Genomic DNA, 26,974 nt, shown 5'->3' with positions numbered 1-26,974 from the left:
GCAGTGCCACTCTTCTTCGCTCTAATCGTAGTTTTGAATTGCCTGGCCATTGTATCCCCGCACTAAGTTGTGGGACAAGTCAACTTTCTGCGAAAAACACTGTTCAGGACCATAAGATCTTTGAACCAGTGAGATTTTGGTCACTAACCCGCGAGTAACAGTGTGAGCGGAGATGCTAGCGATGTCGCAGCCACCACCTCCGCGGCGCCGGTGGGCAGAGCGACCAAGACCACCTCATCGTCGACGATGTTGACCACCCTTGCCCCGTGTGCAAGCGGCGCCGCCACCCCGCGCTCATCCGCTGTCGACACAATATCCACGCTGTCACCAGTGCGAAGAGCGGACACAATGCCCGCATCAGTCAACGTGATGGCAATAATTTTGCTTTCCGACGTCCCCGTCAGCGACTTGGCAAGTGACGGGCCGACCATTCGCTGCTCTGTAATTATCTCTCTCGGTGACATGCCGGTGGCCAGGGTGCGTCCCCGCACAGAGGCGATGTCCGTTACGGCTCCACCGGGAACGAGCTCCCGGGGAATGTCCTTGAAAGCCACATCTTGTTCTGCCACCGATGCGCCAGCGGCAATGGATTTGGCGCTAACCACTACCCGAATATGGCCGCTGCGGGGTGTCAATGACTCCACCGCCGCCAGGCCGACTGCGCATAGGAAAACAGTGAGGGCAACCATCCGCCGAATAGTTGTGGGGCGGAGCTTTCGGAATGGACGCGGAAACCGGGACGAATATTTTGGGCTCATATTAAGTTAGGCGCGAAAATCCCGGAATCGGTTCCATTAAATCTGTGAAATCCCCGCTGGCGTGATCACATAATCGGCAGGAATGTCGTGCTCATCGTAGGCAAGCTCCGTGCGCAATTCGGTGTTGAAAACTGCAACAGCGATGGCCGCAGCTCTCACCCCATCCGTATCACTGTCGCGTCGAGCGAAAACCAAGCTGCGATCGTAGTAACCAGCGCCACGCCCTAACCGCATCCCGGTTGCGGGGTCGGCCGCAACTGCCGGCAGGATAATGGCGTCGGCAACACCCAGCTCAGCTGGGCCAGCAGAGTCTTCCACCGAAACAGGTTCCAAGAGTCCAAATCGGCCCTTGTGGAAGCTGCCGTTGTAGTAACCCCAGTGCAGCGGTTGTGGTGGACCGGGCGGGCAGACGGGAAGCAGAATTCGTGCTCCGGAAACCGCGTTTGCCAGAGCCTCCACAAAGCCCTGGCCGGGCTTACCGCCAGTCGAACTAGAAACGCTTGCGCCGGGTTCGTCACCAGCGGGGACATAAGCGGCAATGACAGGTTTTGCGAGGTCGCCGACGGTGTTGGATAACCATTCTTGCAACCGCTGTACCAGTGCTTCGTCGTCAAGCATGCGCTCACGCTGCCCCTTGGCGGCGCGTGCGGCGAGTACCTCGTGCCGTGTGCGGGCTTTGAAATCGGACGTGGTTTCGGGAAGCGGAGCCATACCTGCAAACCTACTCTGTCGGGTAGGGGAGCGACCTCTGTCGTCAGCGCAGGAGAAAATTTCTGATTAATGCGTTGAAAAAGCGGGGTCAGCCTCCGAGCAAATGGAAGTTATATAGGTATCGTTGCCATTATGGTCTCATCGTCTAAAGAGTCTGGTTCGGACATGACTACTCCGGTTCGAACTGTCATCGTTCCTGCCGCGGGCATGGGTACGCGATTCTTGCCTGCCACCAAGACAGTGCCGAAAGAATTGCTGCCCGTAGTTGATACGCCGGGCATCGAGATGATTGCTGAAGAGGCCGCCGCCACTGGTGCGCAACGCCTGGCTATTGTCACAGCGCCGAGTAAGGATGGCGTGCTTGGGCACTTCGACCCGCGCCCGGACCTTGAGCAGACTCTCGCCGAGCGTGGCAAGGACAAAATTGCAGCGAAGGTACGCCGCGCCACCGAGGTTATCCGCGTGGAATCCGTTGTCCAGGATCGACCGCTGGGCCTGGGGCATGCGGTGCTGGTCGCAGAGCCGCTGCTCGCAGACGATGAGGACAGCGTTGCTGTCATGCTTCCCGACGATCTCGTGCTTCCCGTGGGTGTGATGGATCGCATGACGGAAGTGCGCGAGCGCTTTGGTGGCTCGGTGCTATGTGCGCTGGAAATTCCTCACGAAGAGGTCTACAACTACGGTGTCTTCGATATTGAGGACGCCACCCCGGCGGAGTCGGGTGAGCTTGGTGAGAACGCGGCTGATGCTGATGCTTGGGACGATGTGAAGCGAGTCAAGGGCATGGTGGAAAAGCCGGACCCTGCGGATGCTCCATCCAACTTCGTGGCAGTCGGACGTTACTTGCTCGATCGTGCCATCTTCGATGCGCTGCGCCGCATCCCGCGCGGTAAGGGCGGCGAATACCAGCTCACCGATGCAATTGAGCTGCTGATTCAAGAGGGGCATCCGGTTCATGTGGTCGTCCACAAGGGGTTCCGCCATGACCTGGGAAATCCTGGTGGCTTCATTCGCGCTTGCGTAGACTTTGGACTCAGGCATCCGGACTACGGCGAGGGGCTGCGCGAGTATATGCAGCAGCGTCTGGCGCAGGATGAACAGGCTTAAAGCCTTTTTATAGAGGCTGTACTTATCTAGAGGCTTGTACTGAGAAGCTGAATAGCATAAAGCGCACCGCGGGTTGGTGCCGAGGAAGGTAAAACATGCGTTCTGTGGAAGAACAGTTGGCGGCAATCACCGCACACGCTGTGATGCCTGATCCTGTGCGCGTTGCTATTTCGGAATCCCTCGGCATGCTGTGCGCTGAAGATGTCATCGCAGAGCAGCCGTTGCCGGGATTCGTGCAGTCAGCGATTGATGGTTATGCGGTGCGCGCTGTCGATATCGTCGGCGAATCTGGTTCTTTACCTCCGGATGCGCGTCAGAGTGATGTTGATTTTCGCGAGGTCGAGCTGCCTGTTGTCGGTGAGGTGACAGCCGGCTCTCACCACCCGATGCGGCTGCAGCCGAAGCAGGCCGTGCGCGTACAAACTGGTGCGCCGCTGCCATCGCTTGCCGACGCTGTCGTGCCCCTAAACTGGACCGACCGCGGTGGCCGTCGAGTTAATGTTCTCCATCCGGTCTACTCCGGTGACTTTGTGCGGAAGGTCGGCGACGACGTGCAGCCGGGTGACGTGGCGGTGTCCTTGGACTCGGTAATTTCGCCGTCGCAGGTTGGATTGTTGGCAGCAGTGGGGCGTTCGAAGGTTTTGGTGCACCCCAAGCCGCGTATGTCCGTGATTTCCATTGGTAATGAGTTGGTCGATGTTGACCGCACGCCAGGCCTCGGTCAGGTCTACGACGTCAACTCCTACGCGTTGGCAGCAGCCGGCCGCGATGCTGGGGCCGAGGTGCACCGAGTGGGTATTGCCACCGGTGAGCCCCGTCGCATTCGGGAAATCATCGAGGGCCAGCTCATTCGCAGTGAGCTTTTGGTCATCACGGGGGCTGTCGGCGGTGCCGCGGGTGAGCAGATTCGCCGTGTGCTGGCTGAATTGGGCGAGGTTGATGTCTCCCGCATCGCTATGCATCCTGGCTCGGTCCAGGGCTTTGGTCTGCTGGGAGATGACAAGATTCCAACGTTCCTGCTGCCGTCGAACCCGGTCGGCGCATTGGTCGTTTTTGAGGTTATGGTTCGTCCCCTCATTCGACTGGCGCTAGGTAAGCGCAATCCTCGCCGCCGCGCTGTCACAGCTCGTGCTGTCGGCCCGATCGAGTCGGCGGAGAAGCGTCGCGGGTATATCCGTGGCCAGCTCATGCGTGACCGTGAGACCGGCGAATACATGGTGCAGCCGCTGGGAGGTTCCGGCGGTGCACAAGCCCACCTATTGGCCGGTATGTCGGAAGCCAACAGCCTCATCGTGATTCCGGAAGACGTGCTCCACGTGCGTCCGGGAGATGTAGTGGACGTGCTGTTCATGGCGCGCCAGGCCTAACCGCACCCAACTACCGCGAGTATCGTTGCCGTGCGTACTTCTCGTCTAGTAACCAGTGGCGGCCGAGTCCGCCTGCGTGTGCCAGAGCGCTCTGATGCCCCTGCATGGCGGGCACTGCGGCTGCGTGACGAGCCCATTTTGCGCCCCGTGGAGCCAACCCTCGCCGACGACTGGGATAATGCCCACAGGGCTTCTGTTTTTCGCCGTAACCTGCGCAGTTGGCGTCGTTCAGAGGCTGCAGGAGACATGATTGTCTCCACCATTGAGGTAGATGGCCAGTTCGCCGGCATGCTCACACTCGGCGGTATTACGCCTTTCCCCGTCGCTCACGCCTGGATCGGTTATTGGGTAGGCAGCGGCTTTACATGTGGAGGAGTCGCCACTGCTGCAGTGGCGTTGGCATCGGATTATGCCAAGAGAGTTGGCGTCCACCGAATTGAAGCGACTGTGTTGGATAGCAATGTCCCGTCGATACGCGTACTGGAAAATTGTGGGTTCGAGTACGAAGGCGTGGCGCGGGAAGCCTTCCATATGGATGGTGCGTGGCGCGATCATCTGACCTATGCGCGGGTGGGGGAGGACAGTGCAGTGGATCTCATCGTGGCGAGTGGTCGTGCGCAATATGAAGAGGCGGAGAAATACCCACCGCAACGGCGCGCCTGAGTAGTCTGAGTAACGCACGCCGATAGGGTGATGACAACTCTACTATTGGGCGAATTCGCTCTAGATACGCTGACTGCCTTCGCAAATGCCTCTGTGGAAGGGCATGTGGGCGGCGTATGTGGGCCGGGGAGAGACGGCGAAACCCCGGGCGAAATCGCAAGGAGACACAAAATATGTCAACTTCACTGTTGCTGATACTCATCGTTGTACTGTGGCTGTTTGTGCTGGCCCCGCTGGTGGTCAATACGCGCAAGCCGATTCGTCGTACCTCCGATGCGCTAGGTAAGACCCGCGTGCTGCATCGTGGTGGCGAGGAGTTGGCCACGACGCGCCGCCGTCCGTCTTTTAAGGAGTCGGACGTGCGCGTGGCCGAAGAAGTCGACGATTCTCTCGAAACCGTTGACGCGCAGGTCGACGATGACTTCGATGTCAGCGACGTGCTTATCGACGACACCGTGGACGAGGCGGCCGACCCGGCCGTCGTTGACGGCGATATCGTCTACGAGCTGGAAGCGGCAGATGCAGAGGAGGAGACCCCGCAGGCGGATGATTCCGCTACCGAGGAAGCCACTGCTGAGTCTTCTGACCGCTCTGACATGGACGTGTCCGATGATGAGTCTGCAGACCAGTCGCTGCAGGCTGTCGTTAATGACGAGGATGCTGAATCTGACTCCGCCGTTGCCTCCGCCGAAGGTGACGTGGTTCGTGCAGATGAGTCCTCTTCCGATGTGAGCGTTGACGTTCGCCGTCAGTTTGTCGACGCCGATGACTTGATGTTCGAAGATGCCGTTGAATCTGACGCTGATTCCGGTGCCGCGGCTGACGCTGAGCACGCGGACGCTGAGGCTCTCTCTGAGACTGAAGAGGCAGCAGACACCGTAGACGAGCAGGCGGAACCCGACGAGACCGTCGAGGACGACAGCGACCACAGTGTCGAGTCCAACGATGACGCAGTCGCTGTCGATGACACCTTGACCGAAGATGATTACGCGTTCGCTGAGAAGCGCCGTGGTCGTGGTGGGTTCGATCCGATTTCGGATGCCCAGTACGCTGAGACTCGCTTTGCCCGCCGCCGCCGTTCGGTTGCTGGGCTGGCAGCGTTCATCGCGGTCACGGTCATCATCGCTGCTTTCGCGGGTGGTTGGACCTGGTGGATTCCACTGGTCGGTGTCGGCTTGATGACCCTGTACCTGGTCAACCTGCGCCGCACCGTGCGTGCAGAGCAGGAACTGCGGGCTCGCCGAATTCGCCGGATGAAGATGGCCCGCCTCGGCGTGCGTAACCGCGAGGATGACGAGCTGGGAATTCCACAGCGTCTGCGCCGTCCGGGCGCGGTAGTGGTCGAGCTTGATGATGAGGACCCGGATTTCGCAGATCTGGCCTACACTGACTACCGCTTTGATGACGACGATTATGACGAAATGCCACAGGCTCGTGTGAGCTAGTCCTGTGAGCTGAGCCGTAGAACAACCTTAAAGTTGTCTGAGCACGTCAGCGCGATTTTTTGTTAGAAACTCGGCCTGTTACGATGTCACTACCTAAGACATGACACACCGGGTGTGTTTGGCGGAAGGCTTCTCCCGAGGGGTTGGGAGAAGCCTTTTTGCATGTTTAAATCGCTGGCCTCTCGCAGCCGCAGTGCTACCGTGTTTTGACCGTGCCGTCGGGTAGCATGTCCCTCATGGATCGACCGGTAATGCGCGATATCGCGCTCGTGATTCTCCGCCTGATACTCGGAATTATCTTCATCTGCCATGGCTGGGACAAGATTTTTATCACCGGTATCGACAAGACGACCGGTTACTTTGTCGCCGCGAATATCCCGCAGGCGCACTTGACGGTCTGGGTTGTCGCTCTAGTCGAACTGGTCGGTGGCGCGTTGCTGATTCTGGGACTCTTGGCACCGACGGTGGCGATGGTCTTCATCATTGAGATGATTGGTGCCTGGTGGTCGATGCACTTGGGCAATGGCCTGTTTATCCGCGACAACGGTGCAGAGCTTGTGATGTCGCTCATCGGTGGTCTGGTGATGATTTTCGTTTTCGGTGCTGGCCGTTTCAGTTTGGACAGGCAGTTCATCAGGTAAGACCTCATTAGGTACAACCCCCTTAAGAGTTAAAGGCGGTGGAGATCCCCCGTGGAGTGCGAGGAAATTCGCGCAGCATTGTCAGCTCGTCTCGATGGCGAGCAGGCAAGCATTGCCGATGAAGTCATCGATGCCCATCTTGGGGCCTGTGAGGAGTGCCGAGCTTGGTATGAGCGAGCGGTGCGGCTGAACCGCGCCCTTACGGTTGGGCCTGCCGATGGTATGCCGGAGATTTCCACGGATGATCTCTCGGAGCGCATTTTGGTCTCCATCGAACCGGAGCGCCGCCGGCGTGAGCGCGCATGGCTGCTCATGGCCGGCACCGCCCGCGGGGTGCTCATTGCACTGGGCCTTTGCTGGGCGGTCTGGGGGATTGCGACACTGGTCGACGCCTCCGGCATGATGACGCTCGGACTTTCCTCGACGCAGCCGCAGGGCGGTGCAGGAATCGCGACAAGCACGGAAGCGCCTATCGACGGTTCCACTGCCACTGTTGACCCAATGGAGCTCGGAGCACGCCTTGCCATCCAGCTTGCGGCAATTCGGCTTGCATTGGCAGTGGGATTGTTCTGGGCTGCCTGGCGGCCACGCGCTGCCATGGGCATGGCGCCGGTCTACGGTGCCGTCGCCACGTTCAGCATTGGTTTTGGTATTCGTGACATTCTCATCGGCGCCCAGGGAGCATCTGAGATTGCTGGCCTGGCCTTGATGTTTGTCTCCGCTTTGACACTGGCCGTTGTGTGGCTGGGCGGTTATACGCCGACGGCAATCGCACAGGCATGGCGAGCCGCCTCCGGGTTGCCGGTCACAGGCGTGCCGCCACAGCGGGACTAGCTCCAGGACGGCAACCAGAACCGCCAATCGAAGTGGTTGAGAGGCAGCGGGTAGCCGGTCAAAATCGGCAGCCAGAACACAAACGCGGCCACCACTAGTGCGGCGTGTGCGCCAACGATTACTAACCCCACCGGCTTATCGCGGGGCCGCCAGTGTGAGAGATCGTCGGCAAGCAGAGCAAAGGCGATGAGTACAAATGGAATCAGCGCGGTGGCGTAGAAGAAGTACATCTGACGGTCGTAGCCGATGACCCACGGCAGCCACGAGGCGAGGAAACCGATGACCGGCAGCGCGTAGCGGCCGTCCCGGCGGCCGAGCCAGCGCCATGTGGCCCACAGGACCACGGGGACCAGCAACCACCAGATGGGCGGGGTGCCAAAGAGCATCATCCAGCCCTTGCACTCTTGGCCGCCACTGCAGGTGGTTTCGGTGGAGTAGTAGAGCATTGGGCGCCAGCTGACCAGCCACTCCCAGGGCTTGGACTCCCAAGGGTGTCTGTGGCCATTAGAGGTGGTCAGCTCGGCGTGGAACTTCAGCACGCTGTTTTGGTAGTGCAGGTAGTTCTGCACGGCCTCGGGAAGCCAGTCGGTGCCGGGGAGTCCCGTATCGCGCTCTTCGGGCGAGACATGGCGATAGACCGACGTTTCTTCGGCGAACCAGGAACGCCAACTTAAGAAGTAAACGCCCAGCGGAACCACCACCAGATCACGCAACGCCGGGGCGGTATCGCGGGCGAGCGCGCCGAGCACGGGCTTGTCCGCACCGGCATTCTTGCGTGACACCAGATCCGTGAAGACGGACCACAGGCCGAATGCGGCCATGTAGTACAGACCGGACCACTTCACCCCGGTGGCAAGCCCCAGCATGATGCCGGCGAGCAGTCGCCACCAGCGATAACTGAGATAGGGGCCGAAACTACCTAACTCCGTGGCAAATTCCAGGCGCTTGCGGGCATCGGCCTGGTCAATGAGAAGTGCCCACGCGGCCGCGATGATGAAGAAGGTCTGAATCATATCCAGCATGCCGACCCTGGAGGAGACAAACAGCACTCCGTCGGCAAGCGCGTAGAGACCAGCGATACCCACTGCCAACCGCGAGCCGCGAGAGATACGTCGGACGATGTCCATGAGCAGCAGGATGACCAGCGTGCCACACACCGCCGACATAGACCGCCAGCCCATTGGTGAATAACCGAAAATCCACTCGCCCAAGGCGATGACCTGCTTGGCCACTGGCGGATGCACAATCAGACCGTAGCCGGGATTGTCCTCAATGCCAGATGAGATGGGGTCGCGCGTGGACTCCAGAATCTGCCAGGCCTGTGGCACATAGTGCTTTTCGTCGAAGAGCGGGGTGCCATTGTCGGTCTTGGCAGCAAGCCCGATGAAACGCGTTAGCGCTGCGACGATTCCGAGAACCACAAAAGTGGCGGTATCCCATTTGTCCCACAGCCGCAGTGGCGGCAGCGGGGGAACCGGGGGAATCGGGCGCAGGAAACGCTTTTTCGCGCGGCGCTCGGTTTCCGGTGGTGGGGTTAAAGCGGCATCGGTCACGAATGTCAGTTTAAGCTATGGAATCATGACGCATTCGGCATCGAACTTCCAACCGCACGAGAACGAGCCCCTCAGCGAGGCTACGACGCTGGCTCCCGGCATCACTCTGGTGGCAACGCCGCTGGGCAATATCGCCGATGCCTCCGACCGCTTGCGCGGTGCGCTTATCGACGCCGATATCATCGCCGCGGAAGACACCAGGCGGGCGCGCAACCTAGCCACAGCGCTGGGCATTTCCCCCAAGGGGAAGTTTGTTTCGAACTTCGATCACAACGAAGAGAGCCGCACTGAGTCGCTGATTCAGGCGGCGAAGGCGGGACAGAAAGTCATTGTGGTGACCGATGCGGGGATGCCGGTGGTGTCAGACCCCGGCCTGGCTGTGGTGGCGGCTGCTCACGACGCGGGCGTGCCCGTGTCCTGCGTACCGGGGCCGAGCGCGGTGACTACCGCATTGGCTCTCAGCGGGTTGGGCGTCGGCCACTTTTGCTTCGATGGTTTTGCACCTCGTAAACAGGGGGCGCGCCGGATCTGGCTGGAATCACTGAAGACAGAGAAGCGGGCCTGTTGTTTCTTTGAGTCGCCGCATCGGTTGGCTGTTACGTTGGCCGATGCCGCGGAGATTTTGGGTGAGGAGCGGCGCGCGTCGGTAAGCCGTGAGCTGACCAAGCGTTTTGAAGAGACTCGCCGTGCGACGCTGGGAGAGCTGGCTGCGTGGGCGGAGGAAGGTGTCCGCGGCGAAATTACGGTGGTGATTGAGGGCGCGGGGCAGCAGGCGACGGAGGTATCCACGGAGGACTTGGTTGACCGCGTGGAGGAGCTTGTGGCTGATGGCATGCGGCTGAAGGATGCCGCGAAGCAGGTTGCGGCAGAGGCTGGAATGACAAAGCACCGTGATCTCTATCAGGCGGTTTTGGCTGCTCGTGAGGGAAATCGTTAGCCGATTGTTACTTTGTGCCAGAAAATGTTCCAGCGCACGCCAGTGAACAGGGTAAACGCTGTTATTGGGAGTTTTGTAATTCAGACGGGAAATGAGGAAAACCTGAGAGAATCCACATCCTGAGTTGAAATCCCAGGTCAATGGTGGACATGGTGGAGGAATGACGAATCCACCAGAGCATGAAATACAACAAGAAGTAGGGGAGTCAGTCGTCGGCGAAGTCAGGGCCGACGATTCTCACGCTCCCGTGAACCTCGGGGTTACCATCCCCGCCGTTGTCGCAATTCTGGCAATCATCGTCTGGGGCCTGGCGTGGCCGGATAGTTTCTCGACGTTTGCATCTAGCTCTCTGAACTGGGTCGTGGAGAACATCGGCTGGCTGTTTATCTTGGCCAGTACCGTCTTTGTCTTCTTCATTGTGTCCATCGCGATTTCCAAGTTCGGTCACATCCGCTTGGGCAAGGACAACGAGAAACCAGAGTTTTCCACGCCTAGCTGGATTGCGATGATGTTCGCCGCCGGTATGGGCATCGGTCTGATGTTCTACGGTGTCGCTGAGCCGCTGACCTTCTATCGCGATGGCGTGCCGGGCCACCAGCCGAAGGAAGTCGGTACCGCCATGGCTTCGACGATGTTCCACTGGACTCTGCACCCGTGGTCGCTCTACGCCATCGTCGGTCTCGCAATTGCTTACTCGACCTACCGCCTCGGCCGAAAGCAGCTGATTTCGGCGGCGTTCATCCCGCTCATCGGCGCGCGTCGCGCTGAGGGGCGGTTGGGCAAGCTTATCGACGCGCTTGCGATTTTTGCCACCGTCTTCGGTACGGCAGCCTCTCTCGGTGTGGGCGTACTTCAGATTTCCGCCGGTTTGGAAATCAACGGGTTCAACGCCATCAAGGGCGCACCTTTGTGGATTGGTCTTATTCTCGTTCTGGGCTGTGCCTTCTTGGTCTCTGCACTGTCGGGCGTGGGCAAGGGAATTCAGTACATCTCGAACTTCAACATGGTTGCCGCAGGTCTGCTGGCTCTGCTGGTGTTGGTCCTCGGCCCTACCGTGGTGATTCTGAACCTGATTCCGACCTCTATTGGCAGCTACCTGGATTCCTTCTTTGAGATGGCCTCCCGCTCCAGTGCTTCCGCTGACGGCACCGCCGGTGAATGGCTCTCTTCCTGGACAATTTTCTACTGGGCCTGGTGGATCTCATGGTCGCCGTTTGTCGGTATGTTCATCGCACGTATTTCTCGCGGCCGTACTATCCGTGAGTTCGTCTTCACCGTCGTCGCCGTTCCGTCGATTGTCTCTGCAGTGTGGTTCTCCATCTTTGGTGGCACCGCCATTACCCACGAGCAGCAGGGTGCGTCCATCTACGGTGACGGTTCGGCCGAGAGTCAGCTGTTCAATCTGCTGGAATCCTTGCCGGGTGGCGCGATTACCTCCGCTATCGCAATGATTCTGCTGGCTACCTTCTTCATTACCTCGGCAGACTCCGCCTCCACGGTGATGGGTACCATGAGTCAGTTCGGTCGACTCACAGCGTCGCGCACGGTCACTGCTATGTGGGGTATTTTCACCGCTCTGATTGCCATCGTCCTATTGGTCACCGGTGGCAGCGATGCCCTGTCGAACCTGCAGAACATCACCATTTTGGCGGCAAGCCCGTTCGTCATTGTTATCTTGGCGCTGATGGTTTCGCTGGTTAAGGGGCTTTCCGACGATCCGATGTACCTCGATGACAAGGAACAGCGTCAGTTTGCCCTGCGCATGGCTCGTGAGCGCCGCTTGGCGGAAGCGGCCGAACAGCGCGAGCGCCGCCGTGCTCGTAAATTGCGCAACTAGCTTTCCAACAGCAGCGGTGCGGCCTTGGCCTCAATCTCGGCCCATTCGCCCTCGGGTGTAGACCCGATGGTGATGCCACCGCCGATGCCAGCTTCGACCCGAACTCTCCCCGAGTTCGGGTCTTTTGTGTACTCAGCGGTACGAATACCGACATTGAGCTCAAGTGCATCACCGTGGGCCGCACCAATCGCGCCGCAGTGAGCGCCACGGGGTTCGGGTTCCCACTCGCGCAGAAGCTCAATTGCTCGCAGCTTCGGTGTACCGGTGACTGAGGCCGGTGGGAAGCAGGCTTCGATTAGTTCAGCGTGGCTGAGCTGATCGGGAAGTTCCGCGGAAACTGTGGAAAAGAGGTGCCACACGCCCGGTGCCGGACGCACACTGAGCAGGTCTGTGACCTTCACGGTGCCGGTCTTGGCAACTTGACCGAGGTCATGGCGCACCAGGTCGACAATCATGATGTTCTCGGCGACATCCTTGTCGCTGCGCAATAACTCGTTCGGGGGCCGGCCAGCGGGAATCGTGCCTTTGATGGGAGTTTCAGTCACGCTTGTGCCTGCGCGGATGAGGAACTCCTCAGGACTCAGCGAGGCCAGGATTGGAATTCCAGCGTCGAGGTTGCCGGGCAAGAATGCTGCTCGAGCCGGCTGATACCGCGCCACGCGGGAGGAAAACCACGCACCGGCGTGGGCTAGTGCAGAGTCGCTCGCTGCCAGCTCCGCGTGAAAGCGTGTGGAAATGCAGGTTTGGTACACCTCGCCTGCGGCAATTGCCTCCTTACAGTTTGTCACCGCAAGCTGGTGGTGTTCTCGGTCGCCCTGATCCCACTCCAGTGGTGTGGCCGCGGGGAGCGCGTCGGCACGCGTGTCTTCGTGCGAGTAGTTGATGGCCTCCTGAAGGGCTTGGAAATCCGGATTGAAGGGGTCACCGGTGCCGGGGCCGTCGAAATGCCACGTGCCGTCGTCGGCAAGCAACGCGACGCAGGTAGCGACCCCGTGCGCGCTGGTGCCGGAGTAGGGGCGGAACCCAAAGATCCACGCATCGGGGTCGGGGATGGTGAAAAGCGCTGCCGACTCGCAGGCAGTGAGCTCGACGTTGGCGGCGAGAACCGCGCGATAACCGAACCAGGAGCCGATGAGCGCGGCGGGACGATGACCGGCAGCGATAAGACGCGCCAGCGCAGTGGTCGCACGCGAAGTGAAGTCAGCAGCCGAGCCGGAGGAGGTAGACCGAGTGGACATAGGACATAAGCGTAGTGACTGCGCGAGCGCGCGATGACGCTAGGGGACAGTTCTTGGAAGACTTCATGAGGGCACAGTTCATCGTGATGGTAGGTCATCTATTACCCTGTTAAATATGTCTCGCATTTTCACAGCAGTTGCGTGGCCGTACGCTAACGGTCCGCGACATATCGGCCATGTTGCAGGTTTCGGTGTCCCCTCGGACGTTTTCGCTCGCTACCAGCGAATGATTGGCAATGACGTGCTGATGGTCTCCGGTACTGATGAGCATGGCACGCCACTGCTTGTGCAGGCGGAGAAGGAAGGCGTTTCTGTCCAGGAATTGGCCGACCGTTACAACCGCCAGATTGTGCAGGACCTCGCGGGTCTGGGGCTTTCCTACGACCTGTTTACGCGCACAACCACGCGCAACCACTACGCCGTTGTCCAGGAGCTCTTCCGTGGGCTCTACGAAAACGGCTATATGGTCAAGCAGACCACGATGGGTGCGATTTCCCCGTCGACCGGTCGCACCCTGCCGGACCGTTACATCGAAGGTACCTGCCCAATTTGTGGCGCTTCCGGTGCCCGCGGCGACCAGTGCGACAACTGCGGTAACCAGCTTGACCCGGCCGATCTGATTGATCCGGTGTCGAAAATCAACGGCGAGACCCCGAAGTTCGTTGAAACTGAGCACTTCCTGCTAGACCTGCCGGCTCTGGCAGAGGCCTTGACCGAGTGGCTGCAGGAGCGCAAGGACTGGCGCCCGAACGTGCTGAAGTTCTCCCTGAACATCCTGAAGGACATCCGTCCGCGTGCAATGAGCCGTGATATTGACTGGGGTGTGCCGATTCCGCTGGAGGGCTGGTCGGAAAACGGGACGAAGAAACTCTACGTTTGGTTCGACGCCGTCGTCGGTTACCTATCCGCTTCCATCGAGTGGGCCTGGCGCATTGGTGACCCGGAAGCGTGGCGCAAGTGGTGGAATGACCCGGAGGCGCTGTCCTACTATTTCATGGGCAAGGACAACATCACCTTCCACTCCCAGATTTGGCCGGCTGAGCTGCTGGGCTACCGTGGCGAGGGCTCCCGCGGGGGCGAGGTCGGGGAGCTCGGTGAGTTGAACCTGCCGACGGAGGTCGTCTCCTCGGAGTACCTGACCATGTCGGGCTCGAAGTTCTCCTCTTCCAAGGGCGTTGTCATCTATGTGAAGGACTTCCTGGCGGAGTTTGGTCCGGATCCGCTGCGCTACTTCATCGCGATGGCAGGCCCGGAGAACCAGGACACCGACTTCACCTGGGATGAGTTCGTCCGCCGCGTGAATAACGAGCTGGCCAACTCCTGGGGCAACCTGGTCAACCGCACCGTGTCCATGGCTTTCAAGAACTTCGGTGAGGTGCCAACTCCGGGCGAACTCACTGACGCTGACCGTGAACTGCTCGACCTGGCTGAGCGTTCCTTCGCCGAGGTCGGCGACGCGCTTGCGCTGTCCCGCTTCCGCGCCGGTATCACCGCCGCCATGCACTTGGTCGGAGAGGCCAACGCCTACATTGCTGCGCAGGAGCCGTGGAAGCTGGCGAAGGACGAGTCCCAGCGCGAGCGTCTCGCCACCGTGCTGTGGACAGCACTGCAGGTAGTCAGCGACGCCAATGTGCTGCTGACCCCGTACCTGCCGGAAAGCTCGCAGAAGGTCTTCGAGACCCTGGGCGGCGAGGGGATCTGGGCCGCAATGCCAGAAGTCCAGGAAGTCCAGGACGACATGCCGGTCGAACCGGTCGGCGCTGACCTGCCGGCAGAGGGTAGGAGCTACCCAATCATCACCGGTGACTACGTCAATCAGAAGGCCGCCTGGCGTCGCTTCGACATTGAGCCGGGTACGGCGCTGGCCAAGCCGAAGCCGATTTTCACCAAGCTCGACTCTGAGTTGGCTGAGCACGGCCCCGAGTGGGCACAGGTGAAGTAGGGGCTCAGTAGAGGTATGGGAAAGCGCAAACGCAAGATTGCAGAACCCGCGGAGTATCTCACTCCGCTGTTTGACGCCCACACGCATCTCGCGTCCTGTGGGGCGCAAACTCCGGAAGAGATTGCGGCGCTCATGGACCGGGCCGCCGCAGCGGGCGTCGTCGGAGTCTGCACGGTCGGCGATGGCATGCCGGAAACCGAACTGGCCTTTGCCGCTGCGCACGCGCACCCCAACGTCTGGGCCGCCGCCGCCATCCATCCGACGCGCGCGCACGAGCTTGACGACGACGCCAAGGCCCGCTTAACCGAAATGGCTGCCGACCCCAGGGTTGTGGCCGTGGGGGAGACGGGATTGGATTGGTACTGGCTGGATTCCCTCGACGGCTGCGCGTCGAAGAGCGAACAGCTGGCTGCGTTGCAGTGGCATATGGAGCTCGCAGCAACCGTCGGCAAGCCGTTGATGATTCATAACCGCGACGCCGATGAAGACCTGATGGCGGCGTTGGACGGCTACGACAATACGGTCATTTTGCACTGTTTCTCTTCGCCCATCGAGGTTGCCCGCGAAGCCATTGCACGCGGTTACCTGCTGAGTTTTACCGGCAACGTGACCTTCAAACGCAATGATTACCTGCGGCAGGCTGTGGCTGAGGCGCCGGCGGAGCAGCTGCTGGTGGAAACCGATGCCCCGTACATGACCGCGGAGCCTTTCCGAGGTGCGCGCAACGAGTCCACTTTTATCGGTCATCAGGCGCGTGCGATGGCCGCAGCCCGAGAAATCGGGGCGGAGGAGATGGCACAGATTTTGACGGATAATGCACGTCGGGTGTACGGCATTTAAGCACGTGCTGGCGTATTGCCGCCCCTGAGCTGTGGAAATGCAGCCGGGGCGGTTTGTTGTATTTCCCGTCACTTTTATCGATATATTTTAGACAACACTGAATCTTTACCGTACTGTTACAAACTGTATTTCTTTCATTTGCTAGCTGCCCCATCCTCCGAAAGGCTGTGACGAACCCCGTGAGTGCTGCGAAGAAGCGTCATCTCAATCGTGCTAATGACGGAGTCTCCACTTCGTCCAAGATTGCCGCAGGCGGTCTGGTCGCTGCTGTTGCTCTGGGTGGCACTGTCGCAGCATCCAACTATGACACCATCACCGTCGAAATCGACGGCAAGGTCGAGCAAATCGCAACCTGGTCCAAGGATGACAAGGCCATTCTGCAAAAGGCTGGTGTCGAAACCACCGGTGGCGACCTGGTTCAGCGTCAGGGCGATCTCACGGACGGCGGCAAGCTGGTCTACCGCTCTGCCAAGCCGGTCACGATGATTGTCGATGGCAAGCCGCAGGAGCACAAGACCAATGCCATCACTACCGATGAGCTGATTGAAGGTCTGAAGAAGCAGGGGCTCATCTCCGATAAGGACAAGGTAGAGGTCGAAAAGGGCGAGATTTCCGCTAAGGGGGTCGAACTCGACGTCGTTCGTGCCAAGAATATTGTGCTTCACGACGATGCCAAGGACATCGACCTGACCGTCCCGGCTATGACCGTCGGTGATGTGCTGGCTCAGCGTGGCATTGAACTGCGTGAAGGTGACACCGTCGAGCCGGGTCTGGATGCTCCGGTCACCGAGGGGATGCGCATCGCTCTGTCTCGTCTGATTGATAAGACCATCACCGAGACTGAGGAGATTCCAGCTCACGAGAACATCATTGAAGATGATTCGATGTTCGAAGATGAGCGCATCGTTGAGCAGGAAGGTGAACCGGGCCAGGTAGAGCGTCAGGTCAAGGTCACCTCTCGCGATGGTGAAGAGCTCGGACGCGAGGTCCTGGAAGAAAAGGAGCTAAAGGCTCCGGGTATCTCCACTATTCGCCAGGGCACTAAGTCCCGCATTGCAGCTCCGGCTGCCGGCTACGGCGTGTGGGATCAGCTGGCTCAGTGTGAGTCCGGCGGCGACTGGGCTATCGATACCGGTAACGGTTTCTCCGGTGGTCTGCAGTTCACCGATTCCACTTGGGCAGCTTACGGCGGTACTGAGTATGCACCGCGTGCATCGCAGGCTTCCCGCGAGCAGCAGATTGCTGTCGCTGAGCGTGTCCAGGCTGGTCAGGGTTGGGGCGCATGGCCCGCTTGTACCGCTTCCATGGGGCTTCGTTAAAGCTAGTTCCGTCTAGCCATAACGAGCTAAGCCTATTTTTTGTGTTGACCCCGTAGTATCTAACTGTGACTAAAGCAGAAGTTTCTTTCTTGGGGCCGGTCGAAGTACGCGACTTGGCGGCGCAGTTGGATATTGTCCCGACGAAGAAATTGGGGCAGAACTTCGTCCACGACGCCAACACCGTGCGTCGAATTGTCGCTGCGGCGGACTTGCCGGAGGATTCCTACCCTGTTGAGGTTGGCCCCGGCTTGGGCTCGCTGACCCTCGGGCTGCTCGAACACTGCGGCCGCGCGGCGGCTGTTGAAATCGATTCGCGGCTGGCGGCGCGTCTGCCCCAGACAGTCACTGAGCGCGCCGAGGGCTGCGCACTTGAGCTCATTGAGAAAGACGCGCTGAAGGTCAGCCGCGAGGACTTTCAGACTGCCCCAGATGCGCTGGTGGCCAATCTGCCATACAACGTTTCTGTACCGGTGCTCCTGCACATGCTTGCCGAGCTGCCCACCATCCGTCGCGTGCTCGTGATGGTGCAGTCTGAGGTCGCTGACCGGCTGGCGGCTCAGCCGGGCTCCAAGATCTACGGTGTCCCCAGTGTCAAGGCCGCCTACTACGGCACAGTGCGTCGCGCCGGTGCCATTGGTCCGCACGTCTTCTGGCCGGTCCCCAAGGTTGATTCCGGGCTCGTTCGCATTGACTGCTACGCTCGCTCCGACGCTCCAGAGAACTCCAAGACCGCCGATGCCCCCGAGGCCCCGTGGGAAATCTCGCCGCAGTTCCGCGCACGCCTTTTCCCGCTTATCGACGCTGCTTTTGCGCAACGCCGCAAGACCCTCCGGGCGGCCCTATCGGGGATTTACGGATCTGGTGCCGCAGCCGAAGAGGCGCTTATGGCAGCGGGGATTGACCCCAAGCAGCGAGGAGAGAAGCTTGAAATTGCCGATTTCGTTCGTCTCGCTGAGGTCTCACGAGACCAGCGCTTTTAATAAAGGACAGGCAATCTTTCCCCATGCACCGTGACGACACCCCCAGTAGGGCCGAGATCGGCCGGCGCGAACCGCGCAGCCTGGCTTGGACTAAGTTCTGGCCTGACGACGACGGCTGGGTGTGCAACTGCATAGTTTTCCGCGGTGACCGCTTGCTGCTTCTGCTGCGTGAATACGAGGGCTTCCTCGGGGGCCAGTGGGATTTGCCCGGTGGCAAGCTAGACGCGGGGGAGGAGCCCGTGGAGGCCGCTGTGCGCGAACTGCGTGAAGAGGCCGGCTTGCGCGCAGCGGAGGTCAGCGAATTTGCCCATTATTCCAATCCGGACTTGGGCGGGGAGAATTTCCGCTTCCACACGGTGACCTTTCTAGTACGCGAGGCCGACGACACGCAGAATGTCCAGCTCAGCGGCGAGCATCCGGAATTTAAATGGGTAACCCGAGAGCAGTTCGATGAGCTGCCGGTGGCCTGGTATGTCCGGCGTGTGCTTGGCAACGTCGAATGGGGCACAATAAATACTCATCATGGCGAATCTGATTAATTGCGAGAATATTTCTAAGTCCTTCGGGCTCAAGACTCTGCTCGACGGCGTCAGCCTCGGTGTTCAAGAGGGCGACCGCATCGGTGTTGTCGGTTTGAACGGTGGCGGCAAGTCCACACTGCTGAAGATTCTGGCAGGCGTGGAGCCAGCGGACTCCGGACGTATTTCGCGAGCCAACGACATGGCCATGGCGCATGTCACCCAGGGCGCCGAGCTCGACCCGAATTCCACCGTGTTTGAGTGCGTCATTGCACCGCTGGGACTCGCTGAACACGAGTGGGCGGGTAACGCTTCCATCCGCGAGGTCCTCGATGGCATCGGTATCAATGACCTCGGTATGGATACCAAGGTCGCCAATCTCTCCGGTGGTGAGCGCCGTCGCGTTAACCTGGCGGCCGCGCTGGTCCGAGATCTGGATCTGCTCATTCTCGATGAGCCAACGAACCACCTCGATATTGAGGGTGTGCAGTGGTTGGCCGATCATGTTCTTTCGCGCCGGGCAGCCCTGGTCGTCGTCACGCACGATCGTTGGTTCCTGGATACCGTTGCCACGAAGACGTGGGAAGTCCACGATGGCACCGTCGATTTTTACGATGGCGGTTACAACGACTGGACGTTCGCGCGTGCCGAGCGTGCGCGCCAAGCCGATGCCGCCGAGCAGCGTCGCCAGAACCTTGCGCGTAAGGAACTCGCGTGGTTGCGCCGGGGTGCGCCGGCCCGCACCTCGAAGCCTCGCTACCGCATCGAAGCAGCTGAGGCTCTCATCGCCGATGTCCCGGCGCCGCGTGATTCCGTGGAGTTGATGGCGTTTTCGCAGCGTCGACAGGGCAAGGTGGTCGTAGAGCTAGAGCATGCGTCCCTGGAAACGCCCGATGGTAGGGAATTGCTTAACGACGTCACGTGGCGTCTGGCCCCCGGCGAGCGCATTGGCCTGGTCGGTGTCAACGGCTCGGGTAAGACGACTTTGTTGCGCGCATTGGCGGGAGACTACCCCTTAAGCGATGGCAAGCGGATTGAGGGCAAGACGGTGCGTCTGGGTTGGCTGCGACAGGAGCTCGATGATCTGCCGCTGGATATGCGTGTGCTCGACGCTGTGGAGGACGTGGCGACCTACATTGACCTGGGCAAGAAGCAGATTAGCGCCTCGCAACTGGCGGAGCGACTGGGTTTTTCCCCGAAGCGGCAGCGCACCCCAATCGCAGACCTCTCCGGCGGTGAGCGTCGCCGCTTGCAACTCACACGCGTGTTGATGAGTGAGCCGAACTTCCTGCTGCTCGACGAGCCGACGAATGACCTGGATATTGACACGCTGCAGGAATTGGAAGACCTGCTGGACAATTGGCCGGGCACGTTGGTGGTCATCTCGCACGACCGCTACCTGATTGAGCGTATTGCCGACTCGACCTGGGCCCTCTTCGGCGATGGCGAGCTGACGAACTTGCCAGGCGGGATTAGTCAGTACCTCCAGCGTCGCGCACAGCTGGCTGACTCGGCCGCTAGTGGTGGTGCCTCTCAAGCAAATGCCGGTAGTCCGCAGACCCGTGGCGCAGCTTCAGAGGAGGATACCTCGAAGCTCTCGGCTGCGGAAGCTCATGCTGTCCAGAAGAAGATGAGTGCTCTGGAGCGGAAGATGGCGAAGCTCAGCCAGCAAGAAAGTGAACTGCATGCGCAGATGGCGGAAGCGAGTGCTGATGTAGCCAACTTGGACACACAAAAGCTGGCGGACCTCGATCGCCGTGCTGCGGAGGTGGTTGAGCAGAAGGCAGAGCTGGAGATGGAGTGGCTGGAGCTAGGGGAGCAGCTCGAGGGCTAGCATCTTACTTCAGCTACTAGCCGAACATTTTAGGTATGAGCCGGGTACTCGTGGTCAGCGTGCCCGGTTCTTTCAATTTGCACCGTGGCGTGTTCAATCCCGTGGACGTCGTGAAGCAGTGCCTGCGCGCGGTCGAGCAATGCGTGCTCGTCGCCGTTGGGGAGCGTGTCGCAGCGCACGAGATGGACAGATGCCAGTAGGTCGCTGCCGTTGAGGGACCAGACGTGGAGATCGTGGACATCGACCACTCCGTCCAAGTCAGACAGGTCAGCAGTGATTCTCTCAGTGTCGACGCCCTTCGGGGTGTACTCCAGCAACACGTGGAGACAGTCGCGCACCAGAACGGCGGCTCGGGGGACGATGAAGAGCGCAATCACGATAGAGACCACCGAGTCGATGGCAGTCCAGCCGGTGTATGCGATAGCGATAGCGGAGATAATGACGGCGACCGAACCAGCGGCGTCGACAAGCACGTGCAGATACGCGCCGCGGACGTTGACGCTTTCCTTGGCAGCGCCGGCGAGCAGAAACGCCGCAATCACATTGGTGAGCAGGCCGATGACTGCGATGATGAGCATCGACGTGGTTTGAATCTCAGATTGCTCCACTGACCCGAATCGCCGGATTGCGCCCCAGAGAATCACAGCGGCAATGATGAAAACTGTCAGACCGTTGACGAGAGCAGTCAGAACCTCAACACGACGGTACCCGTACGTCGCGCGGTGATTGGCTCCGCGCTGGGCGATAGCCAAACCGGCAACTGCCATAAGCAGGCCTGCGGAGTCCGTCACCATATGGCCGGCATCTGCCAGCAGCGCCAGTGAACCCGAGACCAAGCCGCCGATGAGCTCGGCGAGAAATACGACAAGAGTTAGACCCGCAGCTGCGAGCAGGCGACGGGCAGGAGTATTCGCGGGGTCAATATGAGCGTGGTCATGGCCGTGTGAATGACCGTGTGAATGACCGTGGCCGTGTGAGTGGCCAGAGTGTTCAGTTGTGTCCATAACCCCTAATGATAACAGGGCTATTCAGCCTCCGGAAGATAGCTATCCGCCCACGCATAAATCAGGTCAGCAGCGCGCGCGGCGGACTTAGCGCGAGTGAGCAAGTGGTCTGCGCGATCCAAGCTCATCAGGGATTTTGGATAGCGAGAGACCTGGAAAATCTTCTGGGCGCTATCGATACCAACAGTCTGGTCGGTCGGGGAGTGCAGAATAAGCAGTGGCTTGCGCAGCTGGCTGAGATAAACCTCCGGGTTGTAGTCCGCCAACACTTCCAAGAACTCACGGGAGATGGGAATGCCACGACCTTCAATCTGCAGAACCTGCGTGCCGTGCTCATCGACCGTCGAAATGTCACCGGCGATGCGCACAATCGAGTGTGCCGGATCGAAGGGTGCACCGATTGTCGTTACCGCCTTGATTTTCGGCATATCGTGGCCGGCGTTCAGCGCCGCTGCGCCACCGAGCGAGTGCCCAATCAGTAGCGAGGGGGCCTCAAATTCTGCCTCCATGAACTCGTAGGCGGCCTTAAGGTCATCGATGTTGGTCTGGAACGTCGTCTCACCGAAATCACCAGTGGACTGCCCGAGGCCAGTGAAGTCGAACCGGAATGCCGCAATGCCCTTCTTCGCCAGCGCCTTGCAGGTGCGTGACGCGCCGGGCACCATCCGATTACACGTGAAGCAATGACCAAATAGCGCCCACGCGCGTGGCTGACCGTCCGGCAAATCAATTGATGCAGCCAGAGTCTCGCCGGTCGATCCCGTAAATTTTAGGTGCTTTGTTGGCATAGGTTATATCCGCGTCTCAGTGTGTGCTCAATGTGTGTACGTTTTCGCTTTACGACGCCCGTTGTGGTGGCGACCGTACGCAATATTAAGCCCGGGTGCCACAAATAAGTGAGGGATTGGGCGAAAAATTCGACCAATCCCTCAATCTCCTAGTGGCTGTGAGTTAACGCACCGGAACCCCCGGCCCCAGCGGAATGCCCGCGAGATACCAGAGGACGAAGAATAGGAACCAGCCCACCATCATGCACAGCGAGTACGGGATAGCCAGCGACATCAGCGTGCCGACACCCGCAGGCTTGTAGTACTTCTGCAGGAAAGTCAGCGCCAGCGCAAAGTACGGCGACATCGGCGTAATGATGTTGGTCGGGGAGTCACCAATACGGAATAGCTGCTGGGAGACCTCTGGAGAGACGTTGACGTACATCAGCATCGGCACAACGACCGGCGCCATCAGAGCCCACTGTGCGGAGCCCGAGGTAATCAGCATGTTGAGAACAGCCACCATCAGGACGAAGGCAGCAAAGAGCAACAGTGGCGGCAGATCCGCCTTGGTCAGGAATTCGGAGCCCTTGATGGCGGTCCACTGGCCGATATTGGACCACTTGAAGTAGGCCGTGAACTGCGAAACAGCGAAGAAGAGCACCATCATTGTGGTCAGTGTGCCCAGGCCACGTTCCATGAAGGCGGGCACATCTGCAGAGGAGGTGATGGTCTTGGCGCCAATGCCGTACGCAATACCGACCACGGCGAAGAAGAGGGCAATGGACACCACGACGTCGGTAAGCAGCACGGAATTCAAGATGCCGTCGCCTTCGCCGCGCAGAGGCGAACCCGGGATGAATAGGGCAGCGAACCACAGCGCCAGGAAGATGACGGCGGCGATGTTGCCGTAGCGCAGGCCATGGCGTTCGGAGGGATTTAGAACGAGCTTATCGCGGCCGCTGTTGGAGCTGCTCGACGCGGTGTCTTGCTCCTTTTTCTTAGCGTTTTCCTCAGCAGCCTCCTCCGAAGCGCCCGGCTTGGTGAACTCGGCAGCTTCGTGGTCAATATGATCGTCGTGGATGGTCTTCTCCACGTGCTTGGTGATGAACAGCTCAGTAACAGCCGTAATAATCAGAGCCAGCACAATCGACGAGGCCATGGTGAAGAAGTAGTTGGCCAGCGGCGAAACTACGTATTCCGGATCTACGAAGTGCGCCGCCTGCGTGGAGATGCCTGCCAGCAGCACATCGGTAATGTTGAGCACCAGTGATGAATTGAACCCGGCCGACGAGGCGGCAAAGGCGACCATCGCACCGACAATAGGGTTACGACCAACGGCGGCGAATGAGGCGGCACCCAGCGGAATGAGAATCACGTAGACGGCATCAGAAGCGATCGAACCAGTCACGCCGGCCAGTGCAACAATGAATGTCAGCAGGACAGGGGAGTGCACCTTGGAAATTGCCGCACGGATTGCCGAGCCGATGTAACCGGAGTACTCCGCAATTGCGACACCGAGCATGCACACCAGAATCAGGCCAACTGGTGCGAAGTCCGTGAAGTTCGTTACCGCCTCAGAAACCATCTTTTGCAGGTACTCTGCGGTAGCAAGGCTTTCCACCTCGATGATGTCACCCGACGCGGGATCCTTGGCCTGCATACCCGCAGCCTCACCGAGCCACGAAGAAACGATGACCACACCGGCAAGAATCACGAATAGCCAAAATGGATTTGGCAGTGCGTTGCCGATACGTTCCAGTGTTGCTAGGAACCCCTTTGGCTTCGGTGGCGCTTTGTCCGGTTCCAACGTTTTTGACTGTCCCATATATATAAATCCCTCTGTGTTAGACGTTGGTAAAAGGTTAGGGGAAAGTAAGTTGCGTCACAACGTAAAAGGCCAGAGGCATATGTATGTCGGGTGCGAGCGGGCGCATAAGGGAAAGTTAAGGGAATAGCTAGGGAATAGCTAGGGAATAGCTGTAGTGCACCTTCTTCGACTAGAGTTAATCAGGTTATGGGCAAGAAGAAGTCGAAGAAAGAAAAGGTCAGCGCCAACAACGCGGTGGTGGCCACCAATCGTCGTGCCCGCCATGACTACAACATTCTGGACACCTACGAATGCGGTGTCGTTCTCGTGGGCACTGAGGTCAAGGCGCTGCGCGAGGGCAAAGCATCGCTTAACGACGCCTTCGCGACCATCGATGACGGCGAAGTGTGGCTCCGCGGGCTGCATATCCCGGAGTACTCCTACGGTTCGTGGACTAATCACTCACCGCGTCGCTCGCGCAAGCTGTTGTTGCACCGCAAGGAGATTGACACCCTGTGGGGCAAGGTCCGCGATGGCAACAACACGCTTGTACCCCTGAAGCTGTATTTCACCGACGGCCGCTTGAAGGTCGAGCTCGCACTCGCCCGCGGTAAGCAGGATTATGACAAGCGCCAGGACATCAAGCGCCGCACGGAGGAGCGCGAAGCTACTCGTGCGCTGGGCCGTCGTGTGAAGGGCATCAAGGGGTAGAAGAGGTCTTCATTAGAAGAAACCCTTTTTAGAAGGGGAACTCAGTCGCATCGACTGGGAGGATGAGTAGGCCAATGACGTTTTCGTGACGGTCAAACGCAACTCGAGCCATCCATTCGCCAGCCTCATGTTTGAGGGTGGTGATGACGAGACTTGTGCCGAGAATCTTCGACAGGAGTTTCTGCGAGGTCGGTTCCTTAGTCCTGGTTCCCCCGAGGCTGGTGACTTGGGTGTCGTCGAAAGATTCGAACGCCCCAGTCTCGGTGAGAACATCTTCCCAGACAGAGTAGATAGTGGACCAGGGGAGATCCTTCCGGAGCTTTGGGGAAATCATGCTTACGGTTTCTGCTTCTTCGCCGTTGATGATGTGGCGAAGGAATTTTTCGCCGAGCTCGGCGATATGTGTAGTTTTTGTGGCAGTCATCAATTCTCCTGAAACGGGGTTTTGGACACTTCCGAACCGCTTGAATGCCGCTTGCCGGGAGATATTGAGTACATTTCCAATCTCTGCCCATGAATGGCCCGCTGCGCGAGCCTGCGCCACGGCATCTTCAAGTTCTTGTTCGGCAATGTTCGTTGCTTGCAGTCGGTGACGGATTGTCGTCAATGGATCCATGACTGCAGTCAACCATTGGTTGACGTCAGTGTCAACCCGGAGTTGACATTCGGGGGGGGTGTCCCTATGTTTTTGTCAAGTGCCAGACCGATGTTGACGAGCACAGTCTTGGGAGTAGTTTCTTAGGCGTGCCTAGGAGCCGGCCAGCGTGTGCTGGTCGGCTTCGTCTTTGGGGCTTTATGCGGCGACGGGGCGTGGCGGGATTTCGCGGAAGAACTCCTTGTTTTTCAGCATCGCGTAGATGACATTGCATCGGCGTCGTGCCAGGCAGATGACTGCTGCGTTGTGGCGTTTTCCTTCAGCGCGTTTGCGTTCGTAATACCGCCGTGACGGTTCGTGGCTGCGGATAACTGCGAATGCGGAGTAGAACAAGGCGTTTTTCAGTCGTTTATTGCCTGACCGTGCCGGGAATTCACCTCTGATCGACGAACCGGATCGTCTAGTCACGGGTGCTATTCCAGCATAAGCAGCTAAGTGGCCAGCACTAGCGAAGTCGGAGCCATCACCGATCGCAAGAAGGATCTGCGCTGCGGTCTTGATGCCGACTCCGGGCATACTCATCAAGACCTCACAAAGAGGGAAATCAGCGAGCATCTCTTCAACCTGCTCAGCAATGGTGTTTCGTTGCTCTTTGAGGGCCTGGATGTTTGCAGCCAGTTGAGGAATTACTAACTCGGCGGCATCGCTTCCAGGCACGGTGACTGTTTGAGCTTTCAGCGCTGTAAAAATGTCGTCTACCAGCGGGGTGGGGTCTTTACGTGTGCGCTTGATCATCCAGTTCAACACTCGTTGGTATCCGGCTCTTTTTAGCCCCTGCGGTCCCTTGTAATGGATCAATAATTCCAGGATCGGCGTGCGAGTCAGGGTGCTACCAGCAAAAACTCGTTCCAGGCTGGGGTAGATCTGGGTGAGGACACTGCGAAGCCGATTGACAGTGCGAGTGCAATCGCGGGCGATGTCATCATCGAAGCCGGACAGCATCTTTAGGGCGGAGAGTACCTCATCATTGCGGTCGACGGCACGTAGCGTGTGGGGCATTGTGCGGGCGGTGTCGGCGATGATGAATGCGTCGCGTTTGTCTGTTTTTGCACGTCCCGGATAGAGATCTGCAGCTTTGCGCATCGCAAGACCTGGCAGGTATCCGACTTCGCAACCGCAGTCCCGGGCTACAGCAATCGGTAGTGCGCCGATGGTGTTGGGTTGGTCGACGATCACGAGCACGGTGCCAAGCTTCTGAAGCTGGTGAAAAACGCCTGCTAGTTCGGATTCGAGTTGAGGCAACGGTTTGTCGAAGACCTTGTTGCCATCACGGTCTAAGGCGCAGGCGTGGTGTTCAGATTTGCCGACGTCTAACCCAAGGAATATGTCGATGGAATGCTCCGGAGACATGATGAGCTCCTAGAAAACGAGATGGGTATGGCGTTGTTCCAGTCGCTGGTGTCATGACCTTCGTTGCAAGCACCCACGTTACAAAGAGACCTAGTTTAAAACTGGCCGTGTCCCTATCAGCTGTCATCGAAAGTCCTGGCACCCGGCGGCAAC

24 protein-coding genes are annotated in these 26,974 nt (G+C 59.1%); 15 read left to right on the top strand and 9 right to left on the bottom strand.

Annotation, left to right across the window (positions count from 1 at the left end; all coding sequences use genetic code 11):
- Nucleotides 1–143 precede the first annotated feature (143 nt).
- Together ADB08_RS04610 and ADB08_RS04605 are read right to left on the bottom strand one after the other, a co-directional pair.
- A complete protein-coding gene (locus ADB08_RS04610; protein ID WP_224433571.1) occupies nucleotides 144–689 on the bottom strand; it encodes an SAF domain-containing protein in 546 nt (181 codons plus the stop codon).
- Nucleotides 690–794: 105 nt separating this feature from the next.
- The gene (locus ADB08_RS04605) at nucleotides 795–1,469 is read right to left on the bottom strand and encodes a 5-formyltetrahydrofolate cyclo-ligase (RefSeq protein ID WP_049171297.1); all 675 of its coding nucleotides are present in this window, start codon (nucleotides 1,467–1,469) and stop codon (nucleotides 795–797) included.
- A 132-nt stretch (nucleotides 1,470–1,601) separates the two neighbouring features.
- Here ADB08_RS04605 and ADB08_RS04600 point away from each other — a divergent pair, with 132 nt between their 5' ends.
- The 6 genes from ADB08_RS04600 to ADB08_RS04575 all read left to right on the top strand — a co-directional run bounded on the left by ADB08_RS04600 (nucleotide 1,602) and on the right by ADB08_RS04575 (nucleotide 7,526).
- Nucleotides 1,602–2,576: a UTP--glucose-1-phosphate uridylyltransferase gene (locus ADB08_RS04600; RefSeq protein ID WP_049171295.1), complete on the top strand. Its 975-nt coding sequence runs from the start codon at nucleotides 1,602–1,604 to the stop codon at nucleotides 2,574–2,576.
- Nucleotides 2,577–2,671: 95 nt separating this feature from the next.
- On the top strand, nucleotides 2,672–3,943 hold the full coding sequence (gene glp / locus ADB08_RS04595; RefSeq protein ID WP_005511382.1) for a gephyrin-like molybdotransferase Glp: 1,272 nt from the start codon (nucleotides 2,672–2,674) through the stop codon (nucleotides 3,941–3,943).
- A gap of 30 nt (nucleotides 3,944–3,973) precedes the next feature.
- Nucleotides 3,974–4,606 (top strand): GNAT family N-acetyltransferase, encoded by a 633-nt coding sequence (locus tag ADB08_RS04590; protein WP_049171292.1) that lies wholly within the window; start codon nucleotides 3,974–3,976, stop codon nucleotides 4,604–4,606.
- A 173-nt stretch (nucleotides 4,607–4,779) separates the two neighbouring features.
- Nucleotides 4,780–6,051: a gephyrin-like molybdotransferase receptor GlpR gene (gene glpR, locus ADB08_RS04585; protein ID WP_016423263.1), complete on the top strand. Its 1,272-nt coding sequence runs from the start codon at nucleotides 4,780–4,782 to the stop codon at nucleotides 6,049–6,051.
- Nucleotides 6,052–6,287: 236 nt separating this feature from the next.
- Nucleotides 6,288–6,692 (top strand): DoxX family protein, encoded by a 405-nt coding sequence (locus ADB08_RS04580; RefSeq protein ID WP_038629133.1) that lies wholly within the window; start codon nucleotides 6,288–6,290, stop codon nucleotides 6,690–6,692.
- Nucleotides 6,693–6,743: 51 nt separating this feature from the next.
- Nucleotides 6,744–7,526: a zf-HC2 domain-containing protein gene (locus ADB08_RS04575; protein WP_016423261.1), complete on the top strand. Its 783-nt coding sequence runs from the start codon at nucleotides 6,744–6,746 to the stop codon at nucleotides 7,524–7,526.
- Here the strand turns inward: ADB08_RS04575 and ADB08_RS04570 are convergent.
- Entirely contained in the window at nucleotides 7,523–9,019 is a 1,497-nt protein-coding gene (locus tag ADB08_RS04570; RefSeq protein ID WP_371450014.1) for a dolichyl-phosphate-mannose--protein mannosyltransferase, read from the bottom strand. The genes ADB08_RS04575 and ADB08_RS04570 overlap by 4 nt on opposite strands.
- Before the next feature lie 85 nt (nucleotides 9,020–9,104).
- On the opposite strand from ADB08_RS04570, the gene rsmI reads away from it, so the two are divergent.
- Nucleotides 9,105–10,016 (top strand): 16S rRNA (cytidine(1402)-2'-O)-methyltransferase, encoded by a 912-nt coding sequence (gene rsmI, locus ADB08_RS04565; protein WP_049171286.1) that lies wholly within the window; start codon nucleotides 9,105–9,107, stop codon nucleotides 10,014–10,016.
- Between the two features lie 160 nt (nucleotides 10,017–10,176).
- Nucleotides 10,177–11,853, top strand: coding sequence for a BCCT family transporter (locus ADB08_RS04560; protein ID WP_049171282.1), 1,677 nt, complete (start codon nucleotides 10,177–10,179; stop codon nucleotides 11,851–11,853).
- On the opposite strand, the gene ADB08_RS04555 is transcribed toward ADB08_RS04560, so the two are convergent.
- Entirely contained in the window at nucleotides 11,850–13,091 is a 1,242-nt protein-coding gene (locus ADB08_RS04555; protein WP_049171279.1) for an aminodeoxychorismate synthase component I, read from the bottom strand. The genes ADB08_RS04560 and ADB08_RS04555 overlap by 4 nt on opposite strands.
- A 115-nt stretch (nucleotides 13,092–13,206) precedes the next feature.
- Between ADB08_RS04555 and metG the strand changes: the two genes are divergently transcribed.
- The 6 genes from metG to ADB08_RS04525 all read left to right on the top strand — a co-directional run bounded on the left by metG (nucleotide 13,207) and on the right by ADB08_RS04525 (nucleotide 20,524).
- Nucleotides 13,207–15,033, top strand: coding sequence for a methionine--tRNA ligase (gene metG, locus ADB08_RS04550; RefSeq protein WP_049171277.1), 1,827 nt, complete (start codon nucleotides 13,207–13,209; stop codon nucleotides 15,031–15,033).
- Nucleotides 15,034–15,048: 15 nt separating this feature from the next.
- A complete protein-coding gene (locus ADB08_RS04545; protein WP_049171274.1) occupies nucleotides 15,049–15,873 on the top strand; it encodes a TatD family hydrolase in 825 nt (274 codons plus the stop codon).
- A gap of 167 nt (nucleotides 15,874–16,040) precedes the next feature.
- Nucleotides 16,041–17,192 carry a resuscitation-promoting factor gene (locus ADB08_RS11855; protein WP_275451927.1) on the top strand — a complete coding sequence of 384 codons (1,152 nt, stop codon included), beginning with the start codon at nucleotides 16,041–16,043 and terminating at the stop codon, nucleotides 17,190–17,192.
- Nucleotides 17,193–17,257: 65 nt separating this feature from the next.
- Entirely contained in the window at nucleotides 17,258–18,172 is a 915-nt protein-coding gene (gene rsmA / locus ADB08_RS04535; RefSeq protein ID WP_049171269.1) for a 16S rRNA (adenine(1518)-N(6)/adenine(1519)-N(6))-dimethyltransferase RsmA, read from the top strand.
- Between the two features lie 23 nt (nucleotides 18,173–18,195).
- Complete coding sequence (locus ADB08_RS04530) at nucleotides 18,196–18,711, top strand: NUDIX hydrolase (protein ID WP_049171266.1); 516 nt, start codon at nucleotides 18,196–18,198, stop codon at nucleotides 18,709–18,711.
- The gene (locus ADB08_RS04525) at nucleotides 18,695–20,524 is read left to right on the top strand and encodes an ABC-F family ATP-binding cassette domain-containing protein (protein ID WP_049171263.1); all 1,830 of its coding nucleotides are present in this window, start codon (nucleotides 18,695–18,697) and stop codon (nucleotides 20,522–20,524) included. Before ADB08_RS04530 ends, ADB08_RS04525 begins: the two co-directional genes overlap by 17 nt.
- Nucleotides 20,525–20,553: 29 nt before the next feature.
- Here the strand turns inward: ADB08_RS04525 and ADB08_RS04520 are convergent, their stop codons facing one another.
- From ADB08_RS04520 to ADB08_RS04510, 3 genes are all read right to left on the bottom strand, one after another.
- Nucleotides 20,554–21,528, bottom strand: coding sequence for a cation diffusion facilitator family transporter (locus ADB08_RS04520; RefSeq protein ID WP_016423250.1), 975 nt, complete (start codon nucleotides 21,526–21,528; stop codon nucleotides 20,554–20,556).
- A gap of 20 nt (nucleotides 21,529–21,548) precedes the next feature.
- Nucleotides 21,549–22,316, bottom strand: coding sequence for an alpha/beta hydrolase family protein (locus ADB08_RS04515; protein ID WP_049171259.1), 768 nt, complete (start codon nucleotides 22,314–22,316; stop codon nucleotides 21,549–21,551).
- Between the two features lie 163 nt (nucleotides 22,317–22,479).
- Nucleotides 22,480–24,123, bottom strand: coding sequence for an AbgT family transporter (locus tag ADB08_RS04510; protein WP_049171254.1), 1,644 nt, complete (start codon nucleotides 24,121–24,123; stop codon nucleotides 22,480–22,482).
- Between the two features lie 189 nt (nucleotides 24,124–24,312).
- Between ADB08_RS04510 and smpB the strand changes: the two genes are divergently transcribed.
- Nucleotides 24,313–24,816, top strand: coding sequence for an SsrA-binding protein SmpB (gene smpB / locus ADB08_RS04505; protein ID WP_038626299.1), 504 nt, complete (start codon nucleotides 24,313–24,315; stop codon nucleotides 24,814–24,816).
- A 28-nt stretch (nucleotides 24,817–24,844) separates the two neighbouring features.
- Here the strand turns inward: smpB and ADB08_RS04500 are convergent, their stop codons facing one another.
- The gene (locus ADB08_RS04500) at nucleotides 24,845–25,432 is read right to left on the bottom strand and encodes a DUF3887 domain-containing protein (RefSeq protein WP_049171250.1); all 588 of its coding nucleotides are present in this window, start codon (nucleotides 25,430–25,432) and stop codon (nucleotides 24,845–24,847) included.
- A 177-nt stretch (nucleotides 25,433–25,609) separates the two neighbouring features.
- The gene (locus ADB08_RS04495; protein ID WP_011273191.1) at nucleotides 25,610–26,821 is read right to left on the bottom strand and encodes an IS110 family transposase; all 1,212 of its coding nucleotides are present in this window, start codon (nucleotides 26,819–26,821) and stop codon (nucleotides 25,610–25,612) included.
- Nucleotides 26,822–26,974: the final 153 nt, after the last annotated feature.

The organism is Corynebacterium sp. 239_CJEI (assembly GCF_001055995.1).
GTDB classification, from domain to species: domain Bacteria; phylum Actinomycetota; class Actinomycetes; order Mycobacteriales; family Mycobacteriaceae; genus Corynebacterium; species Corynebacterium jeikeium_D.
Note: the sequence above shows the minus strand (reverse complement) of the source record. Positions and strands in the feature narration are given on the sequence as shown.

Bases quoted from the DNA above. Each gene is read 5' to 3' on its own strand.
- ADB08_RS04500 (WP_049171250.1), bottom strand. From the start codon at position 25,432: ATGGATCCATTGACGACAATCCGTCACCGACTGCAAGCAACGAACATT.
- ADB08_RS04560 (WP_049171282.1), top strand. From the start codon at position 10,177: ATGACGAATCCACCAGAGCATGAAATACAACAAGAAGTAGGGGAGTCA.
- ADB08_RS04545 (WP_049171274.1), top strand. From the start codon at position 15,049: ATGGGAAAGCGCAAACGCAAGATTGCAGAACCCGCGGAGTATCTCACT.
- ADB08_RS04610 (WP_224433571.1), bottom strand. From the start codon at position 689: ATGGTTGCCCTCACTGTTTTCCTATGCGCAGTCGGCCTGGCGGCGGTG.
- ADB08_RS04525 (WP_049171263.1), top strand. From the start codon at position 18,695: ATGGCGAATCTGATTAATTGCGAGAATATTTCTAAGTCCTTCGGGCTC.
- ADB08_RS04495 (WP_011273191.1), bottom strand. From the start codon at position 26,821: ATGTCTCCGGAGCATTCCATCGACATATTCCTTGGGTTAGACGTCGGC.
- glpR (WP_016423263.1), top strand. From the start codon at position 4,780: ATGTCAACTTCACTGTTGCTGATACTCATCGTTGTACTGTGGCTGTTT.
- ADB08_RS04530 (WP_049171266.1), top strand. From the start codon at position 18,196: ATGCACCGTGACGACACCCCCAGTAGGGCCGAGATCGGCCGGCGCGAA.
- rsmI (WP_049171286.1), top strand. From the start codon at position 9,105: ATGACGCATTCGGCATCGAACTTCCAACCGCACGAGAACGAGCCCCTC.
- ADB08_RS04605 (WP_049171297.1), bottom strand. From the start codon at position 1,469: ATGGCTCCGCTTCCCGAAACCACGTCCGATTTCAAAGCCCGCACACGG.
- ADB08_RS04510 (WP_049171254.1), bottom strand. From the start codon at position 24,123: ATGGGACAGTCAAAAACGTTGGAACCGGACAAAGCGCCACCGAAGCCA.
- ADB08_RS04580 (WP_038629133.1), top strand. From the start codon at position 6,288: ATGGATCGACCGGTAATGCGCGATATCGCGCTCGTGATTCTCCGCCTG.
- metG (WP_049171277.1), top strand. From the start codon at position 13,207: ATGTCTCGCATTTTCACAGCAGTTGCGTGGCCGTACGCTAACGGTCCG.
- ADB08_RS04515 (WP_049171259.1), bottom strand. From the start codon at position 22,316: ATGCCAACAAAGCACCTAAAATTTACGGGATCGACCGGCGAGACTCTG.
- ADB08_RS04520 (WP_016423250.1), bottom strand. From the start codon at position 21,528: ATGGACACAACTGAACACTCTGGCCACTCACACGGCCACGGTCATTCA.
- ADB08_RS04555 (WP_049171279.1), bottom strand. From the start codon at position 13,091: ATGTCCACTCGGTCTACCTCCTCCGGCTCGGCTGCTGACTTCACTTCG.
- ADB08_RS04600 (WP_049171295.1), top strand. From the start codon at position 1,602: ATGGTCTCATCGTCTAAAGAGTCTGGTTCGGACATGACTACTCCGGTT.
- smpB (WP_038626299.1), top strand. From the start codon at position 24,313: ATGGGCAAGAAGAAGTCGAAGAAAGAAAAGGTCAGCGCCAACAACGCG.
- glp (WP_005511382.1), top strand. From the start codon at position 2,672: ATGCGTTCTGTGGAAGAACAGTTGGCGGCAATCACCGCACACGCTGTG.